The sequence below is a fragment of the Kitasatospora sp. NPDC002040 genome (assembly GCF_040296785.1).
Lineage (GTDB): Bacteria > Actinomycetota > Actinomycetes > Streptomycetales > Streptomycetaceae > Kitasatospora.
In genome coordinates this window covers 339,175-364,278 of record NZ_JBEOXV010000005.1, presented here as the reverse complement: position 1 = coordinate 364,278, position 25,104 = coordinate 339,175, and the positions used below count along the sequence as shown (strand labels likewise).

Here is a 25,104-nt window from a genome sequence, read left to right as displayed (position 1 = left end):
TCGGTCATCGATCCCCGCTCCCCGTAGGGCAGGTGAAAACCCGTCAGCACTCCCCCGACCGGGACTACGATCGGAGCATGCTGTGGAAGCCTGCTGACTCGCCGCTGTCACTCTGGTCCAAGGACTCCGTGCTGTCGATCGGCTCGGTGGGTTCGGTGCTCTCCATCGGATCGGTCGGCTCCGTGCTGTCCGTCGGGTCGGTCGGCAGCGTGCTGTCCCTGGGGTCGATCGGCTCCGCGCTCTCGCTGGTCTCGACCGCCTCGTGGCTGAGCACCGGCTCGCTGCTCTCCGCCCAGTCCCGCTGGTCCGTCCTGTCCTGGCGGTCCAACGGCGGCTTCCTCGCCGCCGGCGTGGTGGCGGCGGCCGCCGGAGCCGCCCTGGTGAGCACCCGTCAGCGCCCGTGCCGGCCCGGGGCGTCCGCCCGCTGAACCGCCCGTAGCCGGTTTCCGATCTTTTTACGTCCCCGTGTCATCCCTTTCGGCCGCCTGACGCGTCCAAGTAGGTATGACAGTGAACGGCGACCCGTTCGACGAGTTCGTCGGGGCGCGCTACCAGGCCCTGCTGCGCGGCGCGTACCTGATCACCGGGGACCTGCACGACGCGTGCGACCTGCTGCACGACGCGCTGGCCCGGGTGTACGTCCGGCGCCGGTCGATCCGGGACGTGACGGCCACCGAGGAGTACGTCCGCCGGACCATGGTGCGCACGCACATCTCGCGCTGGCGCCGGACCAGGCGCGAGGTCCCGATGCCGGAGCTCCCGGACGCGGCCGTGCTGGAGTTCGCGCCGGAGGACGACCGGCTGCGCCTGGTGCTGCGCCGGCTGCCGCCGAAACAGCGGGCGGTGGTGGCACTGAAGTACTACATCGACCTGCCGATGGCCCAGGTGGCCGAGGAGCTGGGCTGCTCGCTCGCGACCGCGAAGACGCACCTGGCCCGGGCCATGAAGTCGCTCCGGCGCGAGCTGGCGCAGGAGAACGTGGAGGTGGGCCGTGGATGCTGACGCCCTCGAACTGAGACTGGCGGCACGGCTGAACGCCGAGGCGAACACCCGGGTGGGCGCCGTCCGGGCACCCGTGGCGGAGCTCCGGCAGGCCGGCCGGCGCCGGCTCCGGGCCGGGCGGATCCGGCTGGCACTGGCGGCCGCGGCGGTCCTGGCCGCCTGCGCCGGGGTGACGGTCCAGGTCACCGAGCCGCCGGCCCGGCCCGCGGCGCCGCTGGCGGTGCTGACCGCGCACCCGGGCCCGCCCTCCCCGACGCCCGTCGCGGACGACCGGTCGACCGGGTTCTGCCCGGCTAGCCCCGCCCCCGGCAGCGCCGCCCCGACGGCCGAGGTCCCGAACCCGGGAGCAGCCCTGCGCAAGGCCATGGCCCAGGTGGGCGAGCTGGGGCGGACCTACTTCCCGGACCGCTACGCGGGCGTGTGCGCGGACTCCCGCACGCTGTACGTCTACCGTGTCCCGGGCGGCGACCTCGACTCGGCGTCCCGATTGTCGGTGACCGACCCGACGGTCCTGCTCCGCTTCGTCGACGCCCCGTACAGCCGGGCCGAACTGACCGAGCTGATCGACCGGATCGCCAAGGACCGCCCCTACTGGGAGGGCAGGGGCGTACTGCTCTCCGGCATGGCCTTCGCCCCGGACTGCGCGGGCCTGGTGGTGACGACGGCTCAGGCCGCGACGGTCCGGGAGGAGGTCCGGGCCCGTTACGGCCCCCGCATCCTGCGGGTCGACCCCCAGTAGCCCGAGCAGACCCGTCCCGGCCCCCGACCCTCACGAGGCACCATGACCAACACCCAGCAGCAGATACCCGGCGGCCGCGCCGCCGCCCGGCAAGCCGCGAAGCGGTCCGGCCGCCGGAAGGCCCGGGCGCAGCGGACCGGGCTCCGGCGCTGGGCCCGCCCGGTCGCCCTGACCACCGGCCTGCTGGTGCTTGCGGGCTGCTCGGGCGCCTACCTCTACCTCAGGCACCTGGACTCGAACATCCAGTCCGCCCCGCTCGGCGCGGGGAACCCGCCGCCGCCGGCCGGCGAGGCCGACGCCTCGGGCCGGGTCGCGATGAACATCCTGATCATCGGCACCGACAGCCGGAAGGGCCTGAACGGCGGGTACGGCGACCGGGAGAACGTCGGCGAGGGCAACAACGACGTCAACATCGTGCTCCACGTCTACCCGGACCGCCGCGCCGCCGTGGCCCTGGACCTGCCCCGGGACACCCTGGTCGACCTGCCGCAGTGCCAGGACCCGAAGACGGGCCAGGTGTACCGGGCCAGGAGCCACCGCCCGCTCAACGAGGCGATGGGACGCGGCGGCCCCGGATGCGTCCAGGACACCGTGCAGGCCGTCACCAAGCTGCGGATCGACCACTTCGCGGTGGTCAACTTCCAAGGCGTGAAGGAACTGACGGACGCGGTCGAGGGCGTGCCGGTCAACCTCTGCACGGCCGTCAAGGACGAGGACTCCCACCTCGACCTGCCGGCCGGCCCGCAACTCCTGCACGGCGAACAGGGCCTGCAGTTCGTCCGCACCCGGCACGCCGTCCAGGACGGCAGCGCGGTGGGCCGGTTCTCGATGCAGCGGGCCTTCCTCGCCTCGCTGGTGCGCAAGGTGACCGACCAGGGGACGCTGCTCGACCCCGTCAAGGCGGTCCACGTGATCGAGGCCGCCACCAAGTCGATCACGGTCGACGCCCCGATCGCCGGGACCACCCGCCTGGTGGGCCTGGCGAGCGAGTTGAAGAACCTCAAGCCCGCCGAGATCGCGTTCGTCCAGCCGCCGACCGAGTACAGCCTGAACGAACCGGTCAAGGAGCTCCAGTCCAAGAACCGCCTGGTGCAGCCCGGCGCCGACAACCTGTTCGCGCTGATCCGGGCGGACAAGTCGCTCACCGGCGGCCCGGACCAGGGCACCCCGCCGCCGGCCGAGCCCACCGCCCCTGCCGCCACCGCACCGGCCGTACCCGCCGTGGACCCGGCCTCGGTCACCGTGACCGTGCTGAACGGCACCAGGCAGCCGAAGCTCGCGACCACCGTCGCCGAGACCCTGCGCGGCCTCGGGTACGTGGCCGCGCCGGGCAGCGGCGCACCGGCCAATGTCACGGCCGGCACGGTGAAGTACGCGCAGCAGGACCGGAAGGCCGCCGCCGAGGCGGTCGCCGCCGCCCTCGGCCTGCCGCCCTCGGCCGTGGTCGCGGGCGGCTCCGGCCGGGCGGTGGTGGTCACCCTGGGCAGCGACTACCGCCCTGGCAGCCCCGACTCCCCCGCCGCCCCGGCACCCACCGCCGTCCCGAGCGACGTGGCCGTGCACAAGGGCGACGAGAGCGCCTGCACTGTGACCAACACCGGCCACGTCCTCAAGCCGTGACCCGGTCCTGCTCCAGCGCGGCCTCCGGCCCGGCCTCGGCCGGAGGCCGGAGCACCGGGGCCGCGCAGGCGGCGGCCAGGCAGAAGGCCACCGGCAGCAGGAAGGCCAGGTTCAGCGGGACCAGGTGGGTGAGCGGGCCGATCACGGCGGGTCCGGCCAGCATGCCGAGGTAGCCGAGGCCGGCCACCCGGGAGACGTTGACCCCGGCGGCGTCCCGGTCGGCCCGGCCCGCCGCACTGAACAGCTGCGGGACGCAGCCGGAGAGCCCCAGCCCGAACAGCGTCCAGCCCGCCAGCGCCACCGGTACCGAGGGGGCGCACACCACCGCACCGAGCCCGACCGCACCCAGACCGGCGCCGTACCGCACCACCGCGACCGGCCCGAACCTCCCCGCCACCCGGTCGGCGAGCAGCCGGCCGGCCGTCATCGCCGTCGCGAACGCCCCGTACGCGAAGGCGGCGGTGGCGGCAGGGGCGCCGAGCACGTCCCGCGTCGCGAGCACGCTCCAGTCGTTGGCAACGCCCTCGCACAGCATCAGCATCAGGGCGAGCCCGGCCAGCGCCCAGACCCGCGCGGGCGTCCGGCGCCGGGCGGCGGGACCGCCCCCGGCGGCCGGGGCCCGCTCCGGCCGCCGGAGCAGTGCGGGTGCGGCCAGTACGGCGACCACCAGCCCCAGCACCGCCGCTCCGGCGAGCGTGCCGGCCGCGCTCCGGCCGAGGCCGAGGGTCCGGGCGCCGACCAGGGCCGCCAGCACGCCGCCGACCGAGAAGACCGCGTGGAAGGCCGACATGACGGGTCGTCCGTAGCCGCGTTCGACCTGCACGGCGTGGGTGTTCATGCTGACGTCCAGACAGCCGTTGCCGAACCCGAACGCGAGCAGGGCGAGCCCCAGTGTCCAGGGGCCGACGGCCAGCCCGGGCAGGACCACCGCCGCGCTGCACAGGGCCGCTCCCGCGGGCACCACCGCCCGGGCGCCGAACCGGTCGGTGAGCGGTCCGGCCAGCTGCATACCCGCGAAGGCGCCGCCGCCGAGCAGGAGCAGCAGCCAGCCGAGCACCGCGTGGTCCACCCCGGCCCGCTGCTCCACCGCCGGGATGTGGACGATCCAGATGCCCATCAGGAACCCGTTCAGGGCGAAGTAGGTGAAGGTGGCCAGCCGGGCCCACCGAAGCGCTCTCGTCATGCTTTCGAACATATCAAACACGATTCATGTTCGTAAGCTTGCCAACTGAACACCAATCCGGTTGACTGGCCACTATGGCGACCCTGGCGAGCAGCGAACGACTGAGGCAGATCACCGACGCGGTCCGCGCGGCCGGGCAGCTGAGCGTGGCCGAGCTGGCGGAGTCCACCGGCGCCTCCGAGATGACCGTCCGGCGCGACCTCGAACTGCTCGCCGAGCAGGGCGTGCTGGAGCGCTACCGGGGCGGGGCCCGGAGCCTGCTGCTGCGCGGCGAGGAGCCGCCGTTCGCGCTCCGGGCGCAGGACGGGCTGGACGCCAAGCGCCGGATCGCCGTCGCGGTGGCCGGGCTGATCGCGGACGGCGAGTCGGTGGTGCTGGACAGCGGCACCACCTGCCTGGAGGTGGCCCGGGTGCTCGGCGGCCGCCGACTGACCGTCATGCCGCTCTCCCTGCACGCCGCGAACGCCCTGACGGGCGGCGCCCCGCAGCTCCGCCTGCTGCTGCCGGGCGGCGAACCGCGCCCCGGCGAGCTGGCCCTGACCGGCCCGCTGACCGAGGCCTCGCTCGCCGCACTGCGCTTCGACACGGCCGTGATCGGTTGCTGCGGCCTCACCGCCGCCGACGGCCTGACCGCGTACGACCTGGCGGACGCGGCGGTCAAGCGGGCCGCGATCCGGTCCGCCCGCCGGGTGGTCGCGGTGGCCGAGGCCGCCAAACTGTCCCGGACGGCGCTCGCCTTCGTCGCCCCCGCCGGGGCCGTGCACGCGGTGGTGACCGAGCTCGGCGCGCCCGAGCCGGAGACCGCCGCCCTGACCGCCGCCGGGGTGGCCGTCCACCTGGTCTGACCAGGTCCCGGCCCCACCCGGTCAGGTCCGCCCCCGGTGAACGCGGTGTCCGATTTCCGCCGGTCGGTGCCCCGGGCAGCGGGCAGACTGGTCGGGTACCGACACCCCGATCCCTGGGAGCGCACCGTGACCACCGTCTGGACCACCCTCGACAGCCCGCTGGGCGAGCTGCTGCTGGTCGGCGAGGAGTCCACCACCGCCAAGGGCGGCACCTCCCTCACCTCGCTGTCGCTGACGACGGGTCAGCCGAACGCGGCCGTGGTGCAGCCCGGCTGGGCGGCCGACCCCGAGGCCTTCGCCGAGGTGGCCGGGCAGCTGCGGGCGTACTTCGCGGGTGAGTCGACCTCGTTCGAGCTGGAGTTCACCGCGCACGGCACCCCGTTCCAGCGCCGGGTCTGGGCCGCCCTGGAGCAGGTCCCGCACGGCCACACCCTGACCTACGGCGAGCTGGCCGAGCGGGCCGGCATCCCGCGCAAGTCGGCCCGCGCGGTGGGGGCGGCGAACGGGGCCAACCCGCTGCTGGTGGTGCGGCCCTGCCACCGGGTGATCGGCGCGAACGGTTCGCTGACCGGGTACGCGGCCGGTCTGGAGCGCAAGCAGCTGCTGCTGGAGCTGGAGGGACGGGCCTGAGCACCGCCTCCCGTTCGGGCCAGTCCGGCGGGCGGGCGGGGGCGGCGGCTGCGATCTTCAGAGCAGGGGACTGCTGACGAAGCCTCAGGGAGACACCATGTGGGACGCATCCGCCACGCTGCCGGCGCCCGGCCGTGAATGGCTCCCGGCGCTGGACGTGCCGGAGCCCAAGCAGCAGAGCCGGCTCACCGTGTTCCTCCGGATCCTGCTGCTGATCCCGCAGTTCATCGTCATGTGGCTGCTCTCGATCGTGGCCTTCTTCGTCGTGGTGATCGGCTGGTTCGGGGCGCTGATCACCGCCCGGCTGCCGGAGTTCGCGGCGCGCTACCTGACCGGGTACGTCGGGTACGGCACCCGGGTCGAGGCGTACCTGATGCTGCTGGTCGACACCTACCCGCCGTTCCGGTTCGAGGCGCCCGAGCACCCGGTCCGGATCGAGGTCCGCCCCGGCGAGCTGAACCGGCTGGCGGTCCTGTTCCGGATCGTCCTGGCCATCCCGGCGGGGATCATCCAGGGGGTGCTGGAGGTCGGCTGGTGGGCGGTCTCCTTCATCAGCTGGCTGGTGGTGCTGTTCCTGGGACGGATGCCGCGCCCGCTGTTCGAGGCGACCGCGGCCATCGTCCGCTACCGGTACCGCTACCAGGCGTACTTCCTGATGCTCTCCTCCGCCTACCCCAAGGGCCTGTTCGGCGAGAGCGCCGTCGACACCCCCGTCGGCGGCGCCCCCGCCTCGGCCACCCGGCCGCTGGTGCTCAGCGGCGCGGGGCGCAACCTGCTGGTGGTGTTCATCGTGCTCGGCGTCCTGTCGTACGTCGCCAGTTCGGTCACCACCTCGATCACCACGGACGACGACGACACGGCCCAGGTCACCCGGTCGGTCACCTCGACCTACTGACCCCCGAGCCAGGCCAGCGCCACCATCACCAGCGCGGTCACCCCGGTGCCCAGGGTCGGCTCGATCACCGGCGCGAAGTGCGGCGAGTGGTTGGACGGGATGTCCTGGGCCACCCGGCCGGCCGCCTCGGCCCGGGCGTACTCGGCCGGGTCGGTGCCGCCGAACAGCCAGTAGCAGGTCGGCACCCCGGCCGCGGCACCGAAGGCCCCGACGTCCTCGCTGCCCGTCACCGGGCCGGGGTCCACCACCGCCCGCTCCCCCAGGACGGCCACCAGCGCGGCCCGCGCCCGGTCCACCGCCGCCGGGTCGTTGACCAGGGCCGGGAACCGGTCCAGCGGGGTGATCTCGGGCTCGCGGGTCGCACCCGAGGCGGCCGCCTCCGCCCTGACGATCCGTTCGACCCCGGCCAGCACCGCCGCCCGGACCTCCGGGGTGTAGCTGCGGATGTTGACCTTGAGCTCCGCCTCGGCCGGGATGATGTTGTCCTTGGTCCCGGCCTGCAGCGAACCGACCGTCACCACCGCCGTCTCGGTCGCCGCGATCTCCCGGGACACCACGGTCTGCAGCCGCAGCACGGTGGCGGCGGCCATCACCACCGGATCGATCGCCGCCTCCGGCCGGGAGCCGTGCGCACCCCGGCCGAACATGGTGATCCGGAGCGAGTCGGTGGCCGCGAACGCCGGGCCCGCGTGCACCCCGACCATCCCGGCGGGGTACGGCGCCACGTGCTGCCCGAGCACCACCTCCGGGCGGCCGAACCGTTCGAACAGCCCGTCGTCCACCATCGCCTGCGCTCCGGTGGCGGTCTCCTCGGCGGGCTGGAACACCGCCAGCACCGTGCCCGACCAGCCCTCCCGTGCCCCGGCCAGCACCGTGAGCGCCCCGACCAGGCAGGTCACGTGCATGTCGTGGCCGCAGGCGTGCATCACCGACACCTCCTTGCCGTCCGGGTCCACCCCGGTCGCGGTGGAGGCGTAGGGCAGCCCGGTCTGCTCCCGGACCGGCAGGCCGTCGAAGTCGGCCCGCAGCATCACCGTCGGTCCGTCCCCGTTCCGCAGCAGGCCGACCACGCCGGTGCCGCCCACCCCCGTGGTCACCTCGCAGTCGATCCTCCGCAGCCGGGCCGCGATCTCGGCGGCGGTCCCGTGCTCGGCCCCGGAGAGTTCCGGTGCGGCGTGCAACTCGCGGTAGAGCGCCGCCAGTTCGGCCCGCAATGTGTCGTCGAGTCCGTCCAGCACCCGGTCGCCCATGGTCACCGCTCCTCAAGGCCCGCGCGGGGTGCGTTCCCCGCCCTGCTGCCACCGTGCCCGACCGGGTGACGGATCATTCGAACCCGGCCGGGCGTGTCGGCCGGCTCCGCGCTTGACCTAGAGTGCGCTCGAACGGCCAGACTCCCGGTCACGGCCCGCGGACGGCGGGCCGGACGAGGGGAGCATCGCCATGAAGTACCGCACCATCGGCACCGATCCGGCCACCCGCCGCACCGTCAGCGTGCTGGCCCTGGGCGCCATGCGGTTCGGCACCGACACCGACGAGGCCACCTCGTTCGCGGTCCTGGACCGCTACGTCGAGGCCGGCGGCAGCTTCGTCGACACCTCCAACAACTACTCGTTCTGGGTCCACGGCACCCAGGGCGGCGAGAGCGAGGCCCTGCTCGGCCGCTGGCGCCGCAGCCGGGGCATCGGCCGTGAGGTCACCATCGCCACCAAGCTCGGCGCCCGCCCGCTGGCACCGACCAGCACCTTCAGCCGCGCCGTCGAGGGCCTCTCGGCGCAGGTGGTCCGCGAGCAGAGCGAGCGCAGCCGGGAACGGCTCGGCGTCGAGCAGCTGGACCTGCTGTACGCGCACATCGAGGACACCCGGGTGCCGCTGGAGGAGACCGTCGAGGCCTTCGCCGAGCAGGTCGCCGGGGGCGGCGTCGGCCTGCTCGGGGTCAGCAACCACTGGTCCTGGAAGGTGGACCGGGCCCGAAGCCTGACCGCCCGGGCCGGGCTGCCGGGGTACGAGGTGCTCCAGTACCACCACAGCTACCTGCGCCACCGCACCGACCGGCCGACCCTGCGCTCGGACGACGGCAACCCCGGCGTGGCCAACGGCGACCTGCTCAACTACCTGCGCAGCGAACCGCAGTTGGCCCTGGTCGCGTACTCGCCGCTGCTGGCCGGGGCGTACACCCGCACCGACCGGCCGCTCGACTCCGGCTTCGACCACGCGGGTACCCCGCTGCGGCTGGCCGCCCTGCGCGAGGTGGCGGCGGAGACCGGGGCGACGCCGAACCAGGTGGTGCTGTCCTGGCTGATCGGCGGCGAGGTGCCGGTCCTCCCGCTGGTCGGCGCGAGCTCGGTGGCGCAGCTGGAGGAGAGCCTGGCGGCGGTCGACCTCGACCTGACGGCCGATCAGCGCGCCCGGCTGGACGCGGCGGGCTGAGCCGCCGAAAACGGCGGGCGGACCCGGGCCGCCCCTCGATAGGGTCTGGTCCAGACCAATCTGCCGCACCGATTGCGAGGCCCGATGTCCGGACAGCTGCCCGCCGACCTCCCCCGCCCGCCGTACTGGGTCGCCGTGCTCAGCTCGCTGCGCAACGGGGCCGACCCCGAGCAGTACGCGGCGGCCGCCCGCCGGATGCGCGAACTGGCCGGGCAGCAGCCCGGGTTCATCGCGGCGGAGTCGGCCCGCACCGCCGAGGGCTTCGGCATCTCGCTCTCGTACTGGCACGACCCGGAGTCGATCGCCGCCTGGCGCGACCAGGTCGAGCACACCCTGGTCCGCGAGTTCGGCCGGGAGCACTGGTACGAGGCGCTGCACGTGCACATCGCCCGGGTCGAGCGGTCCTACCGGGTCGAGCCGGCCACCCAGGCGTCCAGCTCGGCCAGGTAGCGGGCCCGGGTCGGCCCGTCCAGGAAGCTCGCCTCGAAGGAGTTCCGGGCCAGCGTGTACTGCTGCTGCTCGGTCAGGCCGAGCACGGCGGCCGTCTCGGTCAGGTTCTGGTCGACGTAGCCGCCGAAGTAGGCCGGGTCGTCCGAGTTCACGGTGGCGACCAGCCCGGCCTCCAGCATCCGGCGCAGCGGGTGGTCGGCCAGCGTGTCGACGGCCCGCAGCCGGACGTTGGAGAACGGGCAGACCGTCAGCGGGATCCGCTCCCGGACCAGCCTGGCCACCAGCTCCTCGTCCTCCAGGCAGCGCAGCCCGTGGTCGATCCGCTCCACCTTCAGCAGGTCGAGCGCCTCCCGGACGTACGAGGGCGGGCCCTCCTCGCCCGCGTGCGCGACGGCCCGCAGGCCCAGCTCGCGGGCCCGCTCGTACACGGCGGTGAACTTCGACGGCGGGTTCCCCACCTCGGCCGAGTCCAGGCCGACGGCGGTGATCCGGTCCAGGTACGGCTTCGCGGACTCCAGGGTGGCGAGCGCCGACTCGGCGCTAAGGTCGCGCAGGAAGCAGAGGATCAGCCGGGTGGAGACGCCGTGCTCCGCCTCGCTCCGGTCCAGCGCGGCACCCAGGCCGTTGACCACCGTCTCGATCGGGACGCCCCGGGCGGTGTGCGCCTGCGGGTCGAAGAAGATCTCCGCGTGCCGGACGCCCTGCCCGGCGGCCCGGGCCAGGTACTCCTCCGCCAGGTCGGTGAAGTCCTGCTCGGTGCGGAGCACGTCCATCAGCCGGTAGTAGAGGTCGAGGAAGGACTGCAGGTCGTCGAAGCGGTACGCCGCCCGCAGTTCGGCCACGTCCGCGAACGGCAGCACGATCCCGTTCCGCTCGGCCAGCCGGAAGGCCAGCTCGGGTTCGAGGGTGCCCTCGATGTGCAGGTGCAGTTCGGCTTTGGGGATCGGCATCGCGCCATCCTACGTGGACGCACGAGGCCCCCGTCCCGGGCGGTGGGCCCCCGGTGAGCCCTCTCACACCCTCACCTGTCCCATATACCGGCTGTGGCAGACTCGGTGGACATGAAGAGCGGTCAGGCAGGCAGAGCGGTGCGCGCGGCGGTGTTCGCCGCGCTCGTCGTGCCGCTCGCCGCCCTCGGCCAGGTCGTGCTGACCGGCCGGCCGCTGCCCGTCCCGGTGGTGGCGCTCGCGGGCGCGGCCGCCTTCCTGGTGGCGTTCGCCTGCCTCGGCTCCGGGCGGGGCTTCGGCCGCATCCTCGCGGTGCTGCTCCCCACCCAGCTGGCCGTCGGCGTCCTGTTCGACCTGGGCCAGCTCACCTGTTCCACGCCCGGCGGGCACGCCCCGCTCGGCGGCCTCGAACCACTGGTCTGCTCCGGCGGCTCGATCGGCGAGTTCCTGCTCAGCCCGGGCTCCACGCCCGCGCCGGTGGCGGGGCTGCCGGTGCTGCTCGGGCACGTGCTGGTCGCGGTGCTCTCCGCCTGGGCGCTGCGCCTCGGCGAGTCCGCGCTGCACGGCCAGGCGGCGACCGCCCGGCTGCTCGGCGAGCTGCTGGCCGGCGCCTGGCGCTTCCTGCGGCTGCTCGCCCCCCGCCCGGCCCGTCCGGTGCTGCGGCTGCCCATCCCCCGGTCGAGTCGGCTGCTCGTCCCCGCCGACGACATCCTGCTCCGGCCCGCCCTGCGGCGCGGCCCGCCGGTGTTCGCACCGGCCTGCTGAGTACCCCTCTCCCAGGCCCTGCCCCACGCCCGGCCCCTGCGCCGAGGCGTCCGGCGGCACACCCGCCTCCCCCGGTACCCACGCGCTTCCCGCGTACAGCGACAGGATTCGACGCACCGTCATGAGCAGCAACCAGCAGAAGAAGCAGAACCAGTCCGCCACCGCCCGCCTGAAGGACCAGCGCGCCCGCGAGGCGCAGGCCGCGAAGACCCGGCGCCGGGTGGTGATCGGCGTCTCCTCGGTCGCCGTCCTCGCCCTGGTCGGCGGCGTGGCCTTCGCCGTGAGCGGCAGCAGCAGCTCCGACAGCAGCCCGGCGGCCACCGGCCCGCTGGTGGTCCCGGCGAACGCCTCCGGCCCCGACGGCACCCTGATCACCTACGGCAAGGCCGACGCCCCGCACACCCTCAAGGTCTACGAGGACTTCCGCTGCCCGATCTGCGAGAAGCTCGAGACCAGCGCCGGCACCACCATGCAACAGCTCGCCGACGACGGCACCTACAAGATCGAGTACCAGCTCGCCACCTTCCTCGACAAGAACCTCGGCGGCAAGGGCTCCCGCACCGCACTCAACGCCGCCGGCGCCGCCCTCAACGAAGGCGTCGACAAGTTCAAGGCCTTCCACGACGTGCTCTACGCCAACCAGCCCGACGAGCGCAAGGACGGCTTCGGCGACACCAACACCATCCTCGACCTCGCCGACAAGGTCCCCGGCCTCAAGACCGACGCCTTCGTCAAGGCCGTCAAGGAGGGCACCTACCTCCCCTGGGCCGCCAAGGTCTCCACCGCCTTCGACAACAGCGGCGTGAGCGGCACCCCCACCGTCCAGCTCGACGGCACCCAGCTCAACGTCTTCCCCGGCAACCAGCCGATCACCGGCGACGCCTTCAAGGCCCTGGTCCAGCAGACCACGGGGGCCAAGTGACCACGCCCGTCCCCGCGGGCCGCCGGCTCGGGTGGCTCTTCGTCGTCACGGGCCTGCTCGGCCTGTTCGCCTCGGCGGTCCTGACCCTCGACAAGATCAAGCTGCTGGAGGACCCGTCCTACGTCCCCAGCTGCAGCATCAACCCGATCATCAGCTGCGGTTCGGTGATGCTCAGCGACCAGGCCTCGGTCTTCGGCTTCCCCAACTCGCTGATCGGCCTGGCCGCCTTCGCCGTGGTGGTCGCGGTCGGGGCGGGCATCCTGGCCGGGGCGGTGTACGGGCGCTGGTTCTGGCTCGGGCTCCAGTTCGGGGTGCTGTTCGGGATCGGCTTCGTCACCTGGCTGATGACCCAGACGCTGTACTCGATCGGCGCGCTCTGCCCCTACTGCATGCTGGTCTGGGCGGCGATGATCCCGCTGTTCTGGTACACCACCCTGCACAACCTGAAGTCCGGTGTGCTCCCCGTACCGCGCGTCCTGCGCCCGGCCGTCCGCGAGGCGGCCCGCTACCACTGGGCGGTCCCGGCCCTCTGGTACGCGGTGATCGTGATCATGATCCTGGAGCGGTTCTGGTACTACTGGCGCACCCTGATCTGAGGCCCGGAAAAACTCGGTCCGGGGTCGTGTCGATCCGCGCCTGCGCGGTTCGACCCAGGAGTGAGAGGGTCGAGGGACGACCCCGTACCGAGGAGGCCGACGATGGCTAAGTACATGCTGATCATGCGTGGCACCGACGAGTCCATGGCGAAGATGATGGAGACGCCCTTCGAGGAGATGCTCGAGACCGTGGGCCGCTTCAACGAGGAGCTGATCAAGGCCGGCGTGCTGGTCGCGGCCGAGGGGCTGGACGACCCGGGGCAGGGCGTGGTGGTCGACTTCAGCGGTGAGACGCCGGTGGTCACCGACGGCCCGTACGGCGAGACGAAGGAGCTGTTCGGCGGCTTCTACCTGATCGACGTGGCCTCGAAGGAGGAGGCGGTCGAGTGGGCCAAGCGGCTCCCCGCGATCGCCGGTTCGAAGTGCGAGGTCCGCCGGGTGCCCGGGATCGACGAGTTCCCGCAGGACAACGAGTGGATCGCCAAGGAGCGGGTCTGGCGTGAGCGGACCGGCCAGATCTGATGCCGGACCCCTCGAACCCGCCGGGCCCGCAGGCGGCCCGGCGGGCCGTGGAGGCGGTGTGGCGGATCGAGTCCGCCCGCATCGTCGCCGCGCTGGCCCGGTACACCGGGGACTTCGCGCTGGCCGAGGACGTCGCCCAGGAGGCGCTGGCCGAGGCGCTGGTCAGCTGGTCGCGCGAGGGCACGCCGGCCAATCCGGTCGGCTGGCTGCTCGCCACCGGGCGCCGGCGGGCGATCGACAGCTACCGCCGGCGCTCCGCCCTGGCGGAGCGCTACGCCGCGCTCGGCGGCCAGCTCGCCGAGGGACAGGCGAGTGCGGGCATCCAGGCCCCGCCCGAGCCGGTCGACGACCTGCTCTGGGACCCGGACCGGGTGGACGACGACATCCTGGCCCTGATGTTCATCGCCTGCCACCCGGTGCTCTCGCCCGAGGCCCGGGTGGCCCTGACCCTGCGCGCCGTCGCCGGGCTGGGCAGCGAGGAGATCGCCCGCGCGTTCCTGGTCCCGGTGCCGACCGTCCAGGCCCGGATCACCCGGGCGAAGAAGACGATCGCGGCGGCGGGAGTGCCGTTCGGACTGCCGCCCGCCGACGAGCGCCGCAAGCGCCTCGGCGGGGTGCTGAGCGTGCTGTACGTGATCTTCACCGAGGGCTCGACCGCGACTGCGGGCGACGACCTGCTCCGCCCCGACCTGGCGTACGAGGCGATCCGGCTGGCCCGGATGCTCACCGCCCTGCTGCCCGAGGAGCCGGAGGTGTCCGGGCTGCTCGCCCTGTGCGAGCTGACGGCCGCCCGCTTCCCCGCCCGCACCGGCCCCGACGGCGAACCGGTGCTGCTGGAGGACCAGGACCGGCGCCGCTGGGACCGCGCCGCGATCCGCCGCGGCCTGGCCGCGCTGACCCGGGCCGCCGGCGCCGGACGCGGCCTGGGGCCCTACGGGCTGCAGGCCGCGATCGCCGCCTGCCACGCGACCGCGCCCTCGGTGGCGGAGACCGACTGGGAGCGCATCGTGCTGCTGTACGAGGCGCTGGGCCGGGTCGCCCCGTCCGCCGTGGTCGAGTTGAACCGGGCGGTCGCCGTCGCGATGGCGACCGGGCCGGAGCAGGCCCTCGCCCTGGTCGACGAACTGGTCGCCACCGACCGCCTGTCCGGCTCCCACCTGCTCCCGGGCGTGCGCGGCGAACTGCTGCGCCGGCTCGGCCGGACCGCCGAGGCCCGGGCCGAGCTGGAGCTCGCCGCCCGGCTGTGCCGCAACACCGCCGAACGGTCGGTGCTGCTGCGCAAGGCGGCCGCCCTCGGCTGACCCGGCGTCAGTCCGGCAGGCGGCCCCGGTGGCGCGGGGCCGCCAGGTCCGCCATCGGGTCCCGGCGGAGCGCCAGCACCTGTTCGGGGGTGAACTCCAGCTCCTCGGGGCGGCGGCAGTCCCGGACGGCCGTCCAGCTCACCGGGGTCGAGACCAGCGGCCGGTCGCCGGCCCGGATCGAGTACGGGGCGACGGTGGTCTTGGCGCTGGTGTTCTGCGACCAGTCGACGAAGACCCTGTTCCGGCGCAGCGACTTGTCCATCCGGTCCACCACCAGCGCCGGGGCGGCCACCCGCAGCCGCATCGCCAGCTGCCGGGCGTAGCCGGTGGCGGCCCGCTCGGGGGTGGGCTGCAGCGGGACCAGCAGGTGCAGGCCCTTCGACCCCGAGGTCTTCGGCCACGCCTTGAGCCCGTCGGCGGCCAGCACCTTGCGGGCCGCCAGCGCGACCGTGCAGCAGTCGACGATCGAGGCGCCCGGACCCGGGTCGAGGTCGATGATCAGGCGGTCGTGCTCGGCCGGGTCCAGCTGCCACTGCGGGACGTGCAGTTCGAGCGCACCGAGGTTGGCCGCCCAGACCAGCGTGGGCAGGTCGGCCACCACCACGTGCCGGAGCGTCTCCTCCCGGTGCTCGACGTCCAGCGTGCTGAGCCAGTCCGGCGACCCGGCCGGCACCCGCTTGGCCCAGAACCGCTGGCCCCCGACCCCCTCGGGAAAGCGCAGGAACGAGGCGGGCCGCCCGGCCAGATGCGGCAGCATCCGAGGCGCCACACTCGCGTAGTAGTGCACGGCGGCGGCCTTGGTCCACCCGGTATCGGGGTAGAGCACCTTCTCCAGATGGGTCAGCCGCAGCCGGCGTCCCTCCACCTCGGTGAGCGTGACCTCAGGCATCTAGCGCTTCCTCGGGGTGCGCCGGGTGTCGGCCCAGGTGAGGAGCTGCTTCTCGGTCCAGGTGGTGACGACCCGTTCGGGGCCGATGCCCGCCGCTGCGGCGCGGGCGCAGCCGTACGGCTGCCAGGCCAGTTGGCCGGGGGCGTGCGCGTCGGTGTCGATCGAGAACAGGCAGCCGGCCCCGACCGCGAGCGCGATCAGCCGGGACGGCGGGTCGCGGCGCTCGGGGCGGCAGTTGATCTCGACCGCGGCGCCCGCCTCGGCGCAGGCGGCGAAGACCCGCTCGGCGTCGAACCGGGACTCGGGCCGGGGCTTGTCGCCGAGCAGCCGTCCGGTGCAGTGGCCGAGGATGTCCAGCCGGGGGTTGCGCACGGCGTTCAGCAGCCGACGGGTCATCAGCAGCGGGTCCATCCGCAGTTTGGAGTGCACCGAGCCGACCACCACGTCCACCCGGTCCAGCAGTTCGTCCTCCTGGTCCAGCGAGCCGTCGTCGAGGATGTCGCACTCGATCCCGGTGAGCAGCCGGAACGGGGCCAGCCGGGTGTTCAGTTCGGCCACCACGTCCAGCTGCCGCCGCAGCCGTTCCGGGCTCAGGCCGTGCGCGACGGTGAGCCGGGGCGAGTGGTCGGTGAGCACCGCCCAGCTGTGGCCGAGTTCGATCGCGGTACGGGCCATGGTCTCGATCGGGACCTGGCCGTCGGACCAGTCGGAGTGCAGGTGGCAGTCGCCCCGGATCGCGGCCAGCAGCTCCTCGCCGCCGGTGGCCAGCGGCTCCTCCGCCCGCGTCTCCAGCTCGGCCAGGTAGGCGGGGGTACGGCCGGCCACCGCCTCGGCGATCACCTTGGCGGTGGTCGGGCCGATCCCGGGCAGGCGGGCCGCCCCGGCGGCCAGCGCGGCCGGGTCGGGGTGCTCGGCCAGGTGTGCGGCGGCGGCCGCGGCGGCCTGCCGGAAGGCGCGCACCCGGTACTCGGTGGCGTGCTCGCGCTCCAGCAGGTAGGCGATCCGCTCCAGTGCACGGACGGGGTCCATACGGCTGCTGGTCCCCCGTCCGCCCCGACCGGAAACCGGTTCGTCGGTCTCTGGACCGGTTTGCCCGTTTTCCACCGCCCGTGCGGGGGCACTCGGTAGGACGGGGGCGACATGCGAGGAGGACGGGCCATGCTGCACTCCGACACCCGCACCGGCGGGGTCCCGGCGACCGACCTGGAGACCGACGTCCTGCTCCACGAGCTGGAACAGCTGCACCGCACCCGGCACGAGACCTTCCTCTACGGCTCCGAGGAGGCCCTGTACCGCCACACCCTGCGCTCCGGACAGCTGGAGGCCGAGTACCTGCGCCGCTTCCCGTACCGCCACGTGGCGCCGGGCCGCACCCGCACCGGCGCCCGGGCCCGTGAGGCCGCCACCCGGATCGCCGAGCACCCGGCGTAGCCGACAGTCCCTAGGACACCGCCTTCAGCCGGCGCTTGCCCTTCGCCGGCGCGGTGGCCTGCCCGACCGCTTGCTGGAGCTCGTCCCGGGTCATGGTGGAGCGGTGCGGGATCTTCAACTCGCTCGCCTTCTCGTACAGTTGCGCCTTGGTCAGCCCGTCCAGGCCCGGGTCGGCCGGCTTGGCGCCGACCCCCGCCGCCGCCATGCTCCGGTTCAGCGCGTCCATCAGGTCGACCACGTTGGTGGCGGCCACCGTGCTCTCGGGCCGGACGATCTCCTTGCCCTCCACCTTGGCCTCGACCAGCTCCCGCACCCGGTCCTCGTACTCGTCCCGGTACGCCTTCGGGTCCCAGTCCATCGCGAGCATCTCGACCAGCTGCTCGGCCGCCTTCAACTCCCGCTCCTGGACCGTGACATCGGCCTCGGGGAGGTTGTCCACCTCCTGGTGCGGGTCCCGCACCTCGTCGGCGAAGTGCATGGTGTGCAGGGTCAGCGTGTCGCCCTCGGCGTGCACGGCGGTGAGGTACTCCCGGCCGCGCATCGAGAACTTGGCGATGCCCGCCTTGCCGGTCCGGGCCAGCGCCTCCCGCAGCAGGGCGTAGACCTTGGTGTACTCCTTGCCCTTGGGGCCCAGGTAGTAGGTCTTGTCGAACAGGATCGGCTCCACCTGGCCCAGCTCGACGAAGCCGATGATCTCGATCGTCCGGGAGCGCCCGGGCGCCAGGTCGTCCAGCTCGTGCGGCTCGATCACCACGTACTCGCCCTCGGAGAGCTCGTAGCCCTTCACCACGTCGGCGTACGGGACCTCCTCGCCGGTGCGCTCGTTCACCCGCTGGTTGCGCACCCGGTCGGAGGTGCCGCGCTGGAGCTGGCGGAACCGTACCGCGTGGTCCTCGGTGGCCGAGTACAGCGCCACCGGCACGGTGACCAGTCCGAAGCTCAACGTCCCTGACCACATCGCCCTGGCCATCCGGGGCCTCCTCAGCCGGTACCGGCCCCCCTGCCTCCAGCTTCGCCGCCCGGGCGCCGGATTCCCACCCGGGTGTGCCGTCCGAGGACGGCCAGGAAGGCGGCGGTCAGCGGATCGGGCTCCGGGCGGCAGTACGCGGCCAGCACCCGGCGCACCGGCGGCTCGGGGCGCACCACCCGGCCGTCGAAGCCGGCCGGCAGCAGGTCGGCCGGGACCAGCGCGGGGCCGAGCCCGGCGGCGGCGAGCAGCGGGGCGGCCGCGGTCTGCTCGGTCCGGACCGCCGCCCGGGGGCGGAATCCTGCCTCCCCGCAGACCCGGTCCAGCAGCTCGGCCAGGCCGTTGCCCGGGGCGTAGTGCACCCAGTCCCGGTCGGCCAGGTAGGCGAGCGGGACCGGGCCGGGGCCCGCCGGGTCGTCCGCGGGCAGCACCAGCAGGAACTCCTCCACCCCCAACTCCCGTACCGGGCCGTCCCACTGCTCCGGTACGGGGCCGATCGCGAGGTCGGCCCGGCCGGCCGCCATCGCGGCCGTCAGCGCCTCGGTGTGGGCGAACTCCAGCAGCCGCACCCTGACCCCGGGGTGCTGCTCGCGCCAGGCCCGCAGCACCGGCGGCAGCACGCCGAGGGTGACCGAGTAGACCACCGCGAGCTGGAGCTCCCCGCCGTCCAGGCCGGCCGCCCGGCGGGCCGCCGACCTGGCCCGCTCGGCCTCGGCGAGCGCGGCCCGGGCGTGCGGCAGCATGGCCCGGCCCATCGGGGTGAGCCGGACGGCGCGCGGCAGCCGCTCCAGCAGCCGCCCGCCGGCGTCCCGCTCCAGTGCCTGCACCTGGTGCGAGAGGGCGGGCTGCGAGACGTGCAGCAGCTCGGCGGCCCGGGTGAAGGAGCCGGTCTCTATGACGGTGACCAGGTACTCGAGCTGCCGCAGGGTTGCCATGCAGACAGTTTATGGGTGCCACAGAAAGCATGTCTTGGACGTATGGGAGCCGGGTGGCGCAGGCTCGACCCATCACCCGGAACGGACAAGGACAGCACTCATGCACAAGGACACTCTCGACGGACGCCGCCTGGTCGTGGTCGGCGCGGGCTCCCGGATCGGCCGCGCGCTCGCCCGGACGGCCTCGGCCGCCGGCGCCGAGCTGGTGCTGGCCGGGCCGGACGCCGCCCGGCTGCACGCGACCGCCGCCGAGCTGGCCGGGCCCGCCCTGGTCCAGCCGGTCGACCTGGCCGACGAGGCCTCGATCGCCGCCCTGGCGGAGCGGGTCGGCCCGTTCGACCACCTGGTGTCCACCGCCGCGATGCCCGCCAACGGCCCGGTCGCCACGCTCGAACTGGCCGCCGTGCAGCGGGCGTTCGCGGCCAAGGTGATCGGCCCGCTGCTGCTCGCCAAGCACCTGGCGGGCCAGGTGAACGAGGGCGGCTCGTTCACCTTCTTCTCCGGCGTGGCCGCCTGGCGCCCGGCCCCCGAGCGGGTGGTGATGGCCACCACCAACGGCGCGCTGGCCTTCCTGGTCGAGGCGCTCGCGGTCGAGCTGGCCCCCGTCCGGGTCAACGCGGTCTCCCCCGGGATCGTCGACTCCGGCGCCTGGGACGGCCTGGCCGGGCGCAAGGACGCCTTCCTGGACGGCGTCGCCGCCCGCAACCCGGCCCGCCGGGTGGGCACGCCGGACGACCTGGTCGACGCGGTGCTGTACGCGCTCGGCAACCCCTTCGTCACCGGCACCGTGCTGCACGTGGACGGCGGCCACCGTCTGGTCTGACCCGCCCGGACGGCCCTACCGCCGGCCGCCCTCCCGGCGCACTCTGGAGGGGTGACTCTGCAACAGTTCAGTCCGATGCTGGCCACCCCGAGCGAGCGCCGGGAGTTCGGCCCCGGGTGGCTGCTGGAACGCAAGCTCGACGGCATCCGCGCGCTCGCCTACCGCGACGGTGACGAGGTCCGGCTGGTCTCCCGGACCGGGAAGTCACTGGAGGCGGGCTACCCGGAGCTGGTCGAGGCACTGGCCGCCCAGCCGGTCCGCCGGTTCGTGCTGGACGGCGAGATCGTCGCGCTCGACCACGGCCGGACCAGCTTCGAGCTGCTCCAGCGCCGGATGCAGCTGCGCGACCCGCTCCGGGCCCGGGCCAGCGGGGTGGCCGTCACCTACTACCTGTTCGACCTGCTCCAGCTGGAGAACTACGACACCACCGGCCTGCCGCTGCGCGAGCGCAAGGAGGTGCTCCGCCGGGCGGTGCACTACGGCGGGCCGCTGCGGTTCACCCTGCACCGGGAGGTCACCGGCCCGGTGCCGCTCGCGGACGCCTGCGCCCGGGGCTGGGAGGGGCTGGTCGCCAAGCGCGCGGACGGCACCTACCAGCAGCGCCGCTCCTCCGACTGGCTCAAGCTCAAGTGCTCGGCTGCGCAGGAGCTGGTGGTCGGCGGCTTCACCGACCCGGCCGGCGCCAAGACCGGCTTCGGCGCCCTGCTGCTGGGCCACTACGAGGGCCCGCTGCTGCGCTACGCGGGCAAGGTCGGCACCGGCTTCGACCACGCCACCCTGCTCCGGCTGCGCACCCGGATGGACCAGCTGGCCCGCCCGGAGTCCCCGTTCGCCGACCCGGTGCCCGAGCGGCACCCGCACTGGGTGGCGCCCGAGCTGGTCGCCCAGCTCGCCTTCACCGGCTGGACCAGGGACGGCCGGCTGCGCCACCCGCGCTTCCTCGGGCTGCGCGAGGACAAGCCGGCCCGTGAGGTGGTCCGGGAGCACAGCAGCGGCTGACGGCCGCCCCGCCCGATCCGGGACCGGCCGCGCGACACTTGAGGCATGAACGACATCTTCCACCCGCCGGTCGTGGTGCGGGCCCCCACCAGGGGCGCCCACCCGTACCGGCGGGTGGAGATCTACGGCCGCCCGGTCGGCCGGGCCACCGGCGAGGCGGACGTGGCGGAGTTCGTCCGCCGGGCCGGGGTGGCCGAGCCCGACCTCGACGACCCCGACCTGGTGGCCTGGATCGGCGGCGACCGGACGGTGTGGCAGGGCGGGTAGCGCTGCGGTTGTGGGAGGGCGCAGTCGGTGCTCCAGTAGGAAACGGCCGCTGCGGGGCCGACCGCCGGCCGACTGGTACGCGAGTACCGCAAGGAGGCCCTTCCCCATGTCCGAAGCAAGCGTCCCGTACACCACCAACAACGCCGGCGTGCCGGTCGAGAGCGACTCGGATTCGCTGACCGCGGGACCGGTCGGCCCGATCCTGCTGCAGGACCACTACCTGATCGAGAAGATGGCCCAGTTCAACCGCGAACGGGTGCCCGAGCGGGTGGTGCACGCCAAGGGCGGCGGTGCCTACGGGTCCTTCCAGGTCACCCAGGACGTCAGCCGGTTCACCAAGGCGGACCTGTTCCAGCCCGGCAAGAAGACCGAGATGCTGGCCCGGTTCTCCACCGTGGCGGGCGAGCTGGGCACCCCCGACACCTGGCGCGACCCGCGCGGCTTCGCGCTGAAGTTCTACACCGAGCAGGGCAACTACGACCTGGTCGGCAACAACACCCCGGTCTTCTTCGTCCGGGACCCGATCAAGTTCCAGGACTTCATCCGCTCGCAGAAGCGCCGCCCGGACACCCACCTGCGCGACAACGACATGCAGTGGGACTTCTGGACCCTCTCCCCGGAGACCGCGCACCAGGTGACCTGGCTGATGGGCGACCGCGGCATCCCGAAGACCTGGCGGCACATGGACGGCTTCGGCTCGCACACCTACCAGTGGGTGAACGCGTCCGGCGAGCGGTTCTGGGTGAAGTACCACTTCAAGACCGACCAGGGCATCGAGTTCCTCACCCAGGCCGACGCGGACCGGCTGGCGGGCGAGGACCCGGACGCCCACCTGCGCGACCTGTACGACTCGATCAAGGCCGGCCAGTACCCGTCCTGGACGCTGCACGTGCAGGTGATGCCCTTCGACGAGGCGTGGAGCTACCGCTTCAACCCCTTCGACCTCACCAAGGTCTGGCCGCAGGGCGACTACCCGCTGCACGAGGTCGGCCGGATGACGCTCGACCGGAACCCCGACAACTACCACGTGCACATCGAGCAGGCGTCGTTCGAGCCCTCCAACCTGGTGCCCGGGATCGGCGTCTCGCCGGACAAGATGCTGATCGGCCGGATCTTCTCCTACCCGGACGCGCACCGGTACCGGATCGGCCCCAACTACGCGCAGCTGCCGCCCAACCGGGCGCACGTGCCGGTGCACTCGTACGCCAAGGACGGGCCGATGCGGTTCGAAGCCTCCCGGGCCGAGACGCCGTACGCGCCCAACTCGTACGGCGGCCCGGCCGCGCAGCCCGAGCTCTGGGGCTCGCCGCTCGGCTGGGACGTGGCCGGGCGGATGGTGCGCGAGGCGTACCCGCTGCACGCGGAGGACGACGACTGGGGGCAGGCCGGGACGATGGTCCGCGACGTGCTGGACGACGCGGCGCGCGAGCGGCTGGCCGGCAACATCAGCGGGCACCTGCGGAACGGCGTCTCGGCGCCGGTGCTGGCCCGGGCGCTGGAGTACTGGCGCAAGGTGGACAAGGACCTCGGCGACCGGGTCGCCGCCCTGGTCAACGGGCAGTAGCAGCACGGCCGACGGCCGCCCCGGACACTCCGGGGCGGCCGTCGGGCTGCGCGGGGAGCGTTGACAGCGGCAGGGCGGCGGGCAATGCTAAGCAAGCGCTTAGTCAGCCATCCGGACTTCCCGTGAGGACCTTCCATGAGCGATGACCACCCCGGCCCGCCCGGTCTCGACCCGGCCCGGCTCCGGGTGCACCTGGACGCCGCGCTGCCGGGCCTGGTCGGCGGACCGCTGCGGGCCGAGCTGATCGAGGGCGGGCGGTCCAACCTCACCTACCGGGTCACCGACGGCGCCCGCACCTGGGTGCTCCGCCGGCCCCCGCTCGGGCACGTGCTCGCCACCGCGCACGACATGGCCCGCGAGTACCGGGTGCTGGCCGCGCTGCGGCCGACCGCCGTGCCGGTGCCCGAGGTGCTGCTGCTGGTCGAGGACGACACCGTGCTCGGCGCGCCCTGGTACCTGATGGAGCACGTCGCAGGGACCCCGCACCGGGACCCGGCGGTGCTGGCGGCGTTCGGCCCGGAGCGGGTGCACGGCCTCGGGCTGCACCTGGTGGACACCCTGGTGGCGCTGCACGCGGTCGATCCGGCGGCCGTCGGACTGGCCGACTTCGGTCGGCCCGCAGGCTTCCTGGAGCGTCAGCTCAGGCGCTGGGAGCGGCAGTTGGAGTCGTCCCGGAGCCGGGAGGTGCCCGGCATCGCCGAGCTGCGGCAGGCGCTGGCCGACCGCCTGCCCGACTCCCCCGCCCCGACCGTGGTGCACGGCGACTACCGCCTCGACAACGTGCTGGTCGGCCCGGGCGACCGGATCACCGCCGTGCTGGACTGGGAGATGTCCACCCTCGGCGACCCGCTCACCGACCTCGGGCTGCTGGTGATGTACACCGAACTGGCCCGCCGGTACGACGGCGTGCTCCCCGGCGCCGCCCTCGCCCCCGGCTTCCCCGGCACCGCCGAGCTGGTCGGCCGGTACGCCGACGGCTCCGGGCGGGACGTGGCGCGGCTCGGCTGGTACGTCGGCTTCGCCTCGTTCAAGCTCGCCGTGGTGCTGGAGGGCATCCACTACCGGTTCGGCCAGGGCCGCACGGTCGGCCCGGGGTTCGACCGGGTCGGCGAACTCGTGCCGCTCTTCGTGCAGTTCGGCCTCACCTCGCTGAAGGAGCACTGACCGTGGACTTCTCCTACGACGCCCGGACCGAGGAGCTGCGCGGGCAGCTGCTGGCCTTCCTCGAAGAGGCGGTGTACCCGGCCGAGGCGGTGCTCGCGGCCCAACTCGCCGACCCGGACCGGCCGCAGTGGTCGATCCCGCCGGTGGTGCGCGAGCTCCAGCGCGAAGCCCGCTCGCGCGGACTGTGGAACCTCTTCCTCCCCGGGGAGGCGGGCGCGGGCCTGACCAACCTCCAGTACGCGCCGCTGGCCGAGCTGACCGGGCGTTCGGTACTGCTGGCCCCCGCCGCGCTGAACTGCGCCGCGCCGGACACTGGGAACATGGAGCTGCTGGCCCAGTTCGGCGACGAGGCCCAGCGCAAGCAGTGGCTGGAGCCGCTGCTGAACGCCGAGATCCGGTCCGCCTTCGCGATGACCGAGCCGGAGGTGGCCTCCTCGGACGCCACCAACATCACCACCCGGATCGAGCGCGACGGCGACCAGTACGTGGTCAACGGCCGCAAGTGGTACATCACCGGGGCGATGAACCCGGACTGCCGGATCTTCATCGTGATGGGCAAGACCGACCCCGCCGCCGAGGCCCGCCGCCAGCAGAGCATGATCCTGGTGCCGCGCGACACCCCCGGGGTGACCGTCCGGCGCGGGATGACCGTCTTCGGGTACGGCGACGCCGACCACGGCGGGCACGCCGAGATCCTGTTCGAGGACGTCCGGGTGCCGGCCGCCAACCTGATCGGCCCGGAGGGCTCCGGCTTCGCCATCGCCCAGGCCCGGCTCGGCCCCGGCCGGATCCACCACTGCATGCGGGCGATCGGGGTGGCCGAGCGGGCGCTGGAGCTGATGTGCCGCCGGGTCACCGAACGGGTGGCGTTCGGACGGCCGTTGGCCGACCAGGGGGTGGTCCAGGAGTGGATCGCCGAGTCCCGGGTACGGATCGAGCAGGCCCGGCTGCTGGTGCTGAAGACGGCCTGGCTGATGGACACGGCCGGCAACCGGGGGGCCCACACCGAGATCCAGGCGATCAAGATCGCGGTGCCCGCGATGGCCGAGTGGGTGCTCGACAAGGCCGTCCAGGCGCACGGCGCCGCCGGGGTCAGCCAGGACACCCCGCTGGCCCAGCTCTGGGCCGGCAACCGGACCCTGCGGCTGGCCGACGGGCCGGACGAGGTGCACCGGCGGTCGCTGGCCCGCCGCGAACTCAAGCGCTACCGGGAGGCATGAG

General features: G+C 73.7%; 28 protein-coding genes. 21 read left to right on the top strand and 7 right to left on the bottom strand.

Annotated features, from left to right (window positions below; all coding sequences use genetic code 11):
- The first annotated feature begins 77 nt into the window (after window positions 1-77).
- The 4 genes from ABT118_RS16905 to ABT118_RS16890 all read left to right on the top strand — a co-directional run bounded on the left by ABT118_RS16905 (window position 78) and on the right by ABT118_RS16890 (window position 3,361).
- Window positions 78-428, top strand: a complete 351-nt coding sequence (locus ABT118_RS16905; RefSeq protein WP_350669133.1) for a hypothetical protein — start codon at window positions 78-80, stop codon at window positions 426-428.
- Window positions 429-504: 76 nt separating this feature from the next.
- The gene (locus ABT118_RS16900; protein WP_350669131.1) at window positions 505-1,002 is read left to right on the top strand and encodes a SigE family RNA polymerase sigma factor; all 498 of its coding nucleotides are present in this window, start codon (window positions 505-507) and stop codon (window positions 1,000-1,002) included.
- The gene (locus ABT118_RS16895; RefSeq protein ID WP_350669128.1) at window positions 992-1,741 is read left to right on the top strand and encodes a hypothetical protein; all 750 of its coding nucleotides are present in this window, start codon (window positions 992-994) and stop codon (window positions 1,739-1,741) included. Before ABT118_RS16900 ends, ABT118_RS16895 begins: the two co-directional genes overlap by 11 nt.
- A 42-nt stretch (window positions 1,742-1,783) precedes the next feature.
- Window positions 1,784-3,361, top strand: a complete 1,578-nt coding sequence (locus tag ABT118_RS16890) for an LCP family protein (protein WP_350669125.1) — start codon at window positions 1,784-1,786, stop codon at window positions 3,359-3,361.
- Here the strand turns inward: ABT118_RS16890 and ABT118_RS16885 are convergent.
- Window positions 3,351-4,544, bottom strand: coding sequence for an MFS transporter (locus tag ABT118_RS16885; RefSeq protein WP_350669121.1), 1,194 nt, complete (start codon window positions 4,542-4,544; stop codon window positions 3,351-3,353). The two genes, ABT118_RS16890 and ABT118_RS16885, sit on opposite strands and share 11 nt — an antisense overlap.
- Before the next feature lie 74 nt (window positions 4,545-4,618).
- Between ABT118_RS16885 and ABT118_RS16880 the strand changes: the two genes are divergently transcribed.
- The 3 genes from ABT118_RS16880 (at window position 4,619) to ABT118_RS16870 (ending at window position 6,914) form a co-directional block, all read left to right on the top strand.
- Window positions 4,619-5,389, top strand: coding sequence for a DeoR/GlpR family DNA-binding transcription regulator (locus ABT118_RS16880; RefSeq protein ID WP_502884568.1), 771 nt, complete (start codon window positions 4,619-4,621; stop codon window positions 5,387-5,389).
- A 126-nt stretch (window positions 5,390-5,515) separates the two neighbouring features.
- Window positions 5,516-6,019 (top strand): methylated-DNA--[protein]-cysteine S-methyltransferase, encoded by a 504-nt coding sequence (locus ABT118_RS16875; protein ID WP_350669118.1) that lies wholly within the window; start codon window positions 5,516-5,518, stop codon window positions 6,017-6,019.
- Window positions 6,020-6,116: 97 nt separating this feature from the next.
- Window positions 6,117-6,914, top strand: coding sequence for a DUF4389 domain-containing protein (locus ABT118_RS16870; RefSeq protein ID WP_350669114.1), 798 nt, complete (start codon window positions 6,117-6,119; stop codon window positions 6,912-6,914).
- Here the strand turns inward: ABT118_RS16870 and ABT118_RS16865 are convergent.
- Window positions 6,908-8,164 carry an amidohydrolase gene (locus tag ABT118_RS16865; RefSeq protein ID WP_350669112.1) on the bottom strand — a complete coding sequence of 419 codons (1,257 nt, stop codon included), beginning with the start codon at window positions 8,162-8,164 and terminating at the stop codon, window positions 6,908-6,910. The genes ABT118_RS16870 and ABT118_RS16865 overlap by 7 nt on opposite strands.
- A 190-nt stretch (window positions 8,165-8,354) precedes the next feature.
- Here ABT118_RS16865 and ABT118_RS16860 point away from each other — a divergent pair, with 190 nt between their 5' ends.
- Together ABT118_RS16860 and ABT118_RS16855 are read left to right on the top strand one after the other, a co-directional pair.
- The gene (locus ABT118_RS16860) at window positions 8,355-9,341 is read left to right on the top strand and encodes an aldo/keto reductase (RefSeq protein WP_350669110.1); all 987 of its coding nucleotides are present in this window, start codon (window positions 8,355-8,357) and stop codon (window positions 9,339-9,341) included.
- Window positions 9,342-9,425: 84 nt separating this feature from the next.
- Window positions 9,426-9,791, top strand: coding sequence for an antibiotic biosynthesis monooxygenase family protein (locus ABT118_RS16855; RefSeq protein WP_350669109.1), 366 nt, complete (start codon window positions 9,426-9,428; stop codon window positions 9,789-9,791).
- Here ABT118_RS16855 and ABT118_RS16850 read toward each other — a convergent pair.
- Complete coding sequence (locus ABT118_RS16850; RefSeq protein ID WP_350669107.1) at window positions 9,746-10,741, bottom strand: adenosine deaminase; 996 nt, start codon at window positions 10,739-10,741, stop codon at window positions 9,746-9,748. The genes ABT118_RS16855 and ABT118_RS16850 overlap by 46 nt on opposite strands.
- Window positions 10,742-10,852: 111 nt before the next feature.
- Here ABT118_RS16850 and ABT118_RS16845 point away from each other — a divergent pair, with 111 nt between their 5' ends.
- The 5 genes from ABT118_RS16845 (at window position 10,853) to ABT118_RS16825 (ending at window position 14,844) form a co-directional block, all read left to right on the top strand.
- Window positions 10,853-11,503: a hypothetical protein gene (locus ABT118_RS16845; protein ID WP_350669106.1), complete on the top strand. Its 651-nt coding sequence runs from the start codon at window positions 10,853-10,855 to the stop codon at window positions 11,501-11,503.
- Between the two features lie 121 nt (window positions 11,504-11,624).
- A complete protein-coding gene (locus tag ABT118_RS16840; protein WP_350669104.1) occupies window positions 11,625-12,425 on the top strand; it encodes a thioredoxin domain-containing protein in 801 nt (266 codons plus the stop codon).
- Window positions 12,422-13,021 (top strand): vitamin K epoxide reductase family protein, encoded by a 600-nt coding sequence (locus tag ABT118_RS16835; RefSeq protein WP_350669103.1) that lies wholly within the window; start codon window positions 12,422-12,424, stop codon window positions 13,019-13,021. The genes ABT118_RS16840 and ABT118_RS16835 overlap by 4 nt, the downstream gene beginning before the upstream one ends.
- Window positions 13,022-13,123: 102 nt before the next feature.
- Window positions 13,124-13,543 (top strand): YciI family protein, encoded by a 420-nt coding sequence (locus tag ABT118_RS16830; protein ID WP_350669102.1) that lies wholly within the window; start codon window positions 13,124-13,126, stop codon window positions 13,541-13,543.
- The gene (locus tag ABT118_RS16825) at window positions 13,543-14,844 is read left to right on the top strand and encodes an RNA polymerase sigma factor (RefSeq protein WP_350669100.1); all 1,302 of its coding nucleotides are present in this window, start codon (window positions 13,543-13,545) and stop codon (window positions 14,842-14,844) included. The genes ABT118_RS16830 and ABT118_RS16825 overlap by 1 nt, the downstream gene beginning before the upstream one ends.
- Window positions 14,845-14,851: 7 nt before the next feature.
- Here ABT118_RS16825 and ligD (ABT118_RS16820) read toward each other — a convergent pair whose 3' ends face one another.
- Together ligD (ABT118_RS16820) and ABT118_RS16815 are read right to left on the bottom strand one after the other, a co-directional pair.
- A complete protein-coding gene (gene ligD, locus ABT118_RS16820; protein ID WP_350669098.1) occupies window positions 14,852-15,733 on the bottom strand; it encodes a non-homologous end-joining DNA ligase in 882 nt (293 codons plus the stop codon).
- The gene (locus tag ABT118_RS16815) at window positions 15,734-16,762 is read right to left on the bottom strand and encodes a PHP domain-containing protein (protein ID WP_350669097.1); all 1,029 of its coding nucleotides are present in this window, start codon (window positions 16,760-16,762) and stop codon (window positions 15,734-15,736) included.
- A gap of 129 nt (window positions 16,763-16,891) precedes the next feature.
- Here ABT118_RS16815 and ABT118_RS16810 point away from each other — a divergent pair, with 129 nt between their 5' ends.
- Complete coding sequence (locus tag ABT118_RS16810) at window positions 16,892-17,164, top strand: DUF6158 family protein (RefSeq protein WP_350669096.1); 273 nt, start codon at window positions 16,892-16,894, stop codon at window positions 17,162-17,164.
- A gap of 10 nt (window positions 17,165-17,174) precedes the next feature.
- Here ABT118_RS16810 and ku read toward each other — a convergent pair whose 3' ends face one another.
- Both ku and ABT118_RS16800 read right to left on the bottom strand, forming a co-directional pair.
- Window positions 17,175-18,134 (bottom strand): non-homologous end joining protein Ku, encoded by a 960-nt coding sequence (gene ku / locus ABT118_RS16805; protein ID WP_350669094.1) that lies wholly within the window; start codon window positions 18,132-18,134, stop codon window positions 17,175-17,177.
- A gap of 11 nt (window positions 18,135-18,145) precedes the next feature.
- Window positions 18,146-19,066, bottom strand: coding sequence for a LysR family transcriptional regulator (locus tag ABT118_RS16800; protein ID WP_350669092.1), 921 nt, complete (start codon window positions 19,064-19,066; stop codon window positions 18,146-18,148).
- Between the two features lie 100 nt (window positions 19,067-19,166).
- Here ABT118_RS16800 and ABT118_RS16795 point away from each other — a divergent pair, with 100 nt between their 5' ends.
- The 6 genes from ABT118_RS16795 to ABT118_RS16770 all read left to right on the top strand — a co-directional run bounded on the left by ABT118_RS16795 (window position 19,167) and on the right by ABT118_RS16770 (window position 25,103).
- On the top strand, window positions 19,167-19,889 hold the full coding sequence (locus ABT118_RS16795) for an SDR family oxidoreductase (protein WP_350669091.1): 723 nt from the start codon (window positions 19,167-19,169) through the stop codon (window positions 19,887-19,889).
- Window positions 19,890-19,964: 75 nt separating this feature from the next.
- Window positions 19,965-20,888: a non-homologous end-joining DNA ligase gene (ligD, locus tag ABT118_RS16790; protein WP_350669224.1), complete on the top strand. Its 924-nt coding sequence runs from the start codon at window positions 19,965-19,967 to the stop codon at window positions 20,886-20,888.
- 45 nt (window positions 20,889-20,933) lie between these two features.
- Window positions 20,934-21,155, top strand: coding sequence for a hypothetical protein (locus ABT118_RS16785; protein ID WP_350669090.1), 222 nt, complete (start codon window positions 20,934-20,936; stop codon window positions 21,153-21,155).
- Between the two features lie 106 nt (window positions 21,156-21,261).
- Entirely contained in the window at window positions 21,262-22,719 is a 1,458-nt protein-coding gene (locus tag ABT118_RS16780) for a catalase (protein WP_350669088.1), read from the top strand.
- A gap of 135 nt (window positions 22,720-22,854) precedes the next feature.
- Entirely contained in the window at window positions 22,855-23,883 is a 1,029-nt protein-coding gene (locus ABT118_RS16775; RefSeq protein WP_350669086.1) for a phosphotransferase family protein, read from the top strand.
- Between the two features lie 2 nt (window positions 23,884-23,885).
- Window positions 23,886-25,103, top strand: a complete 1,218-nt coding sequence (locus tag ABT118_RS16770) for an acyl-CoA dehydrogenase family protein (protein WP_350669085.1) — start codon at window positions 23,886-23,888, stop codon at window positions 25,101-25,103.
- Window position 25,104: the final 1 nt, after the last annotated feature.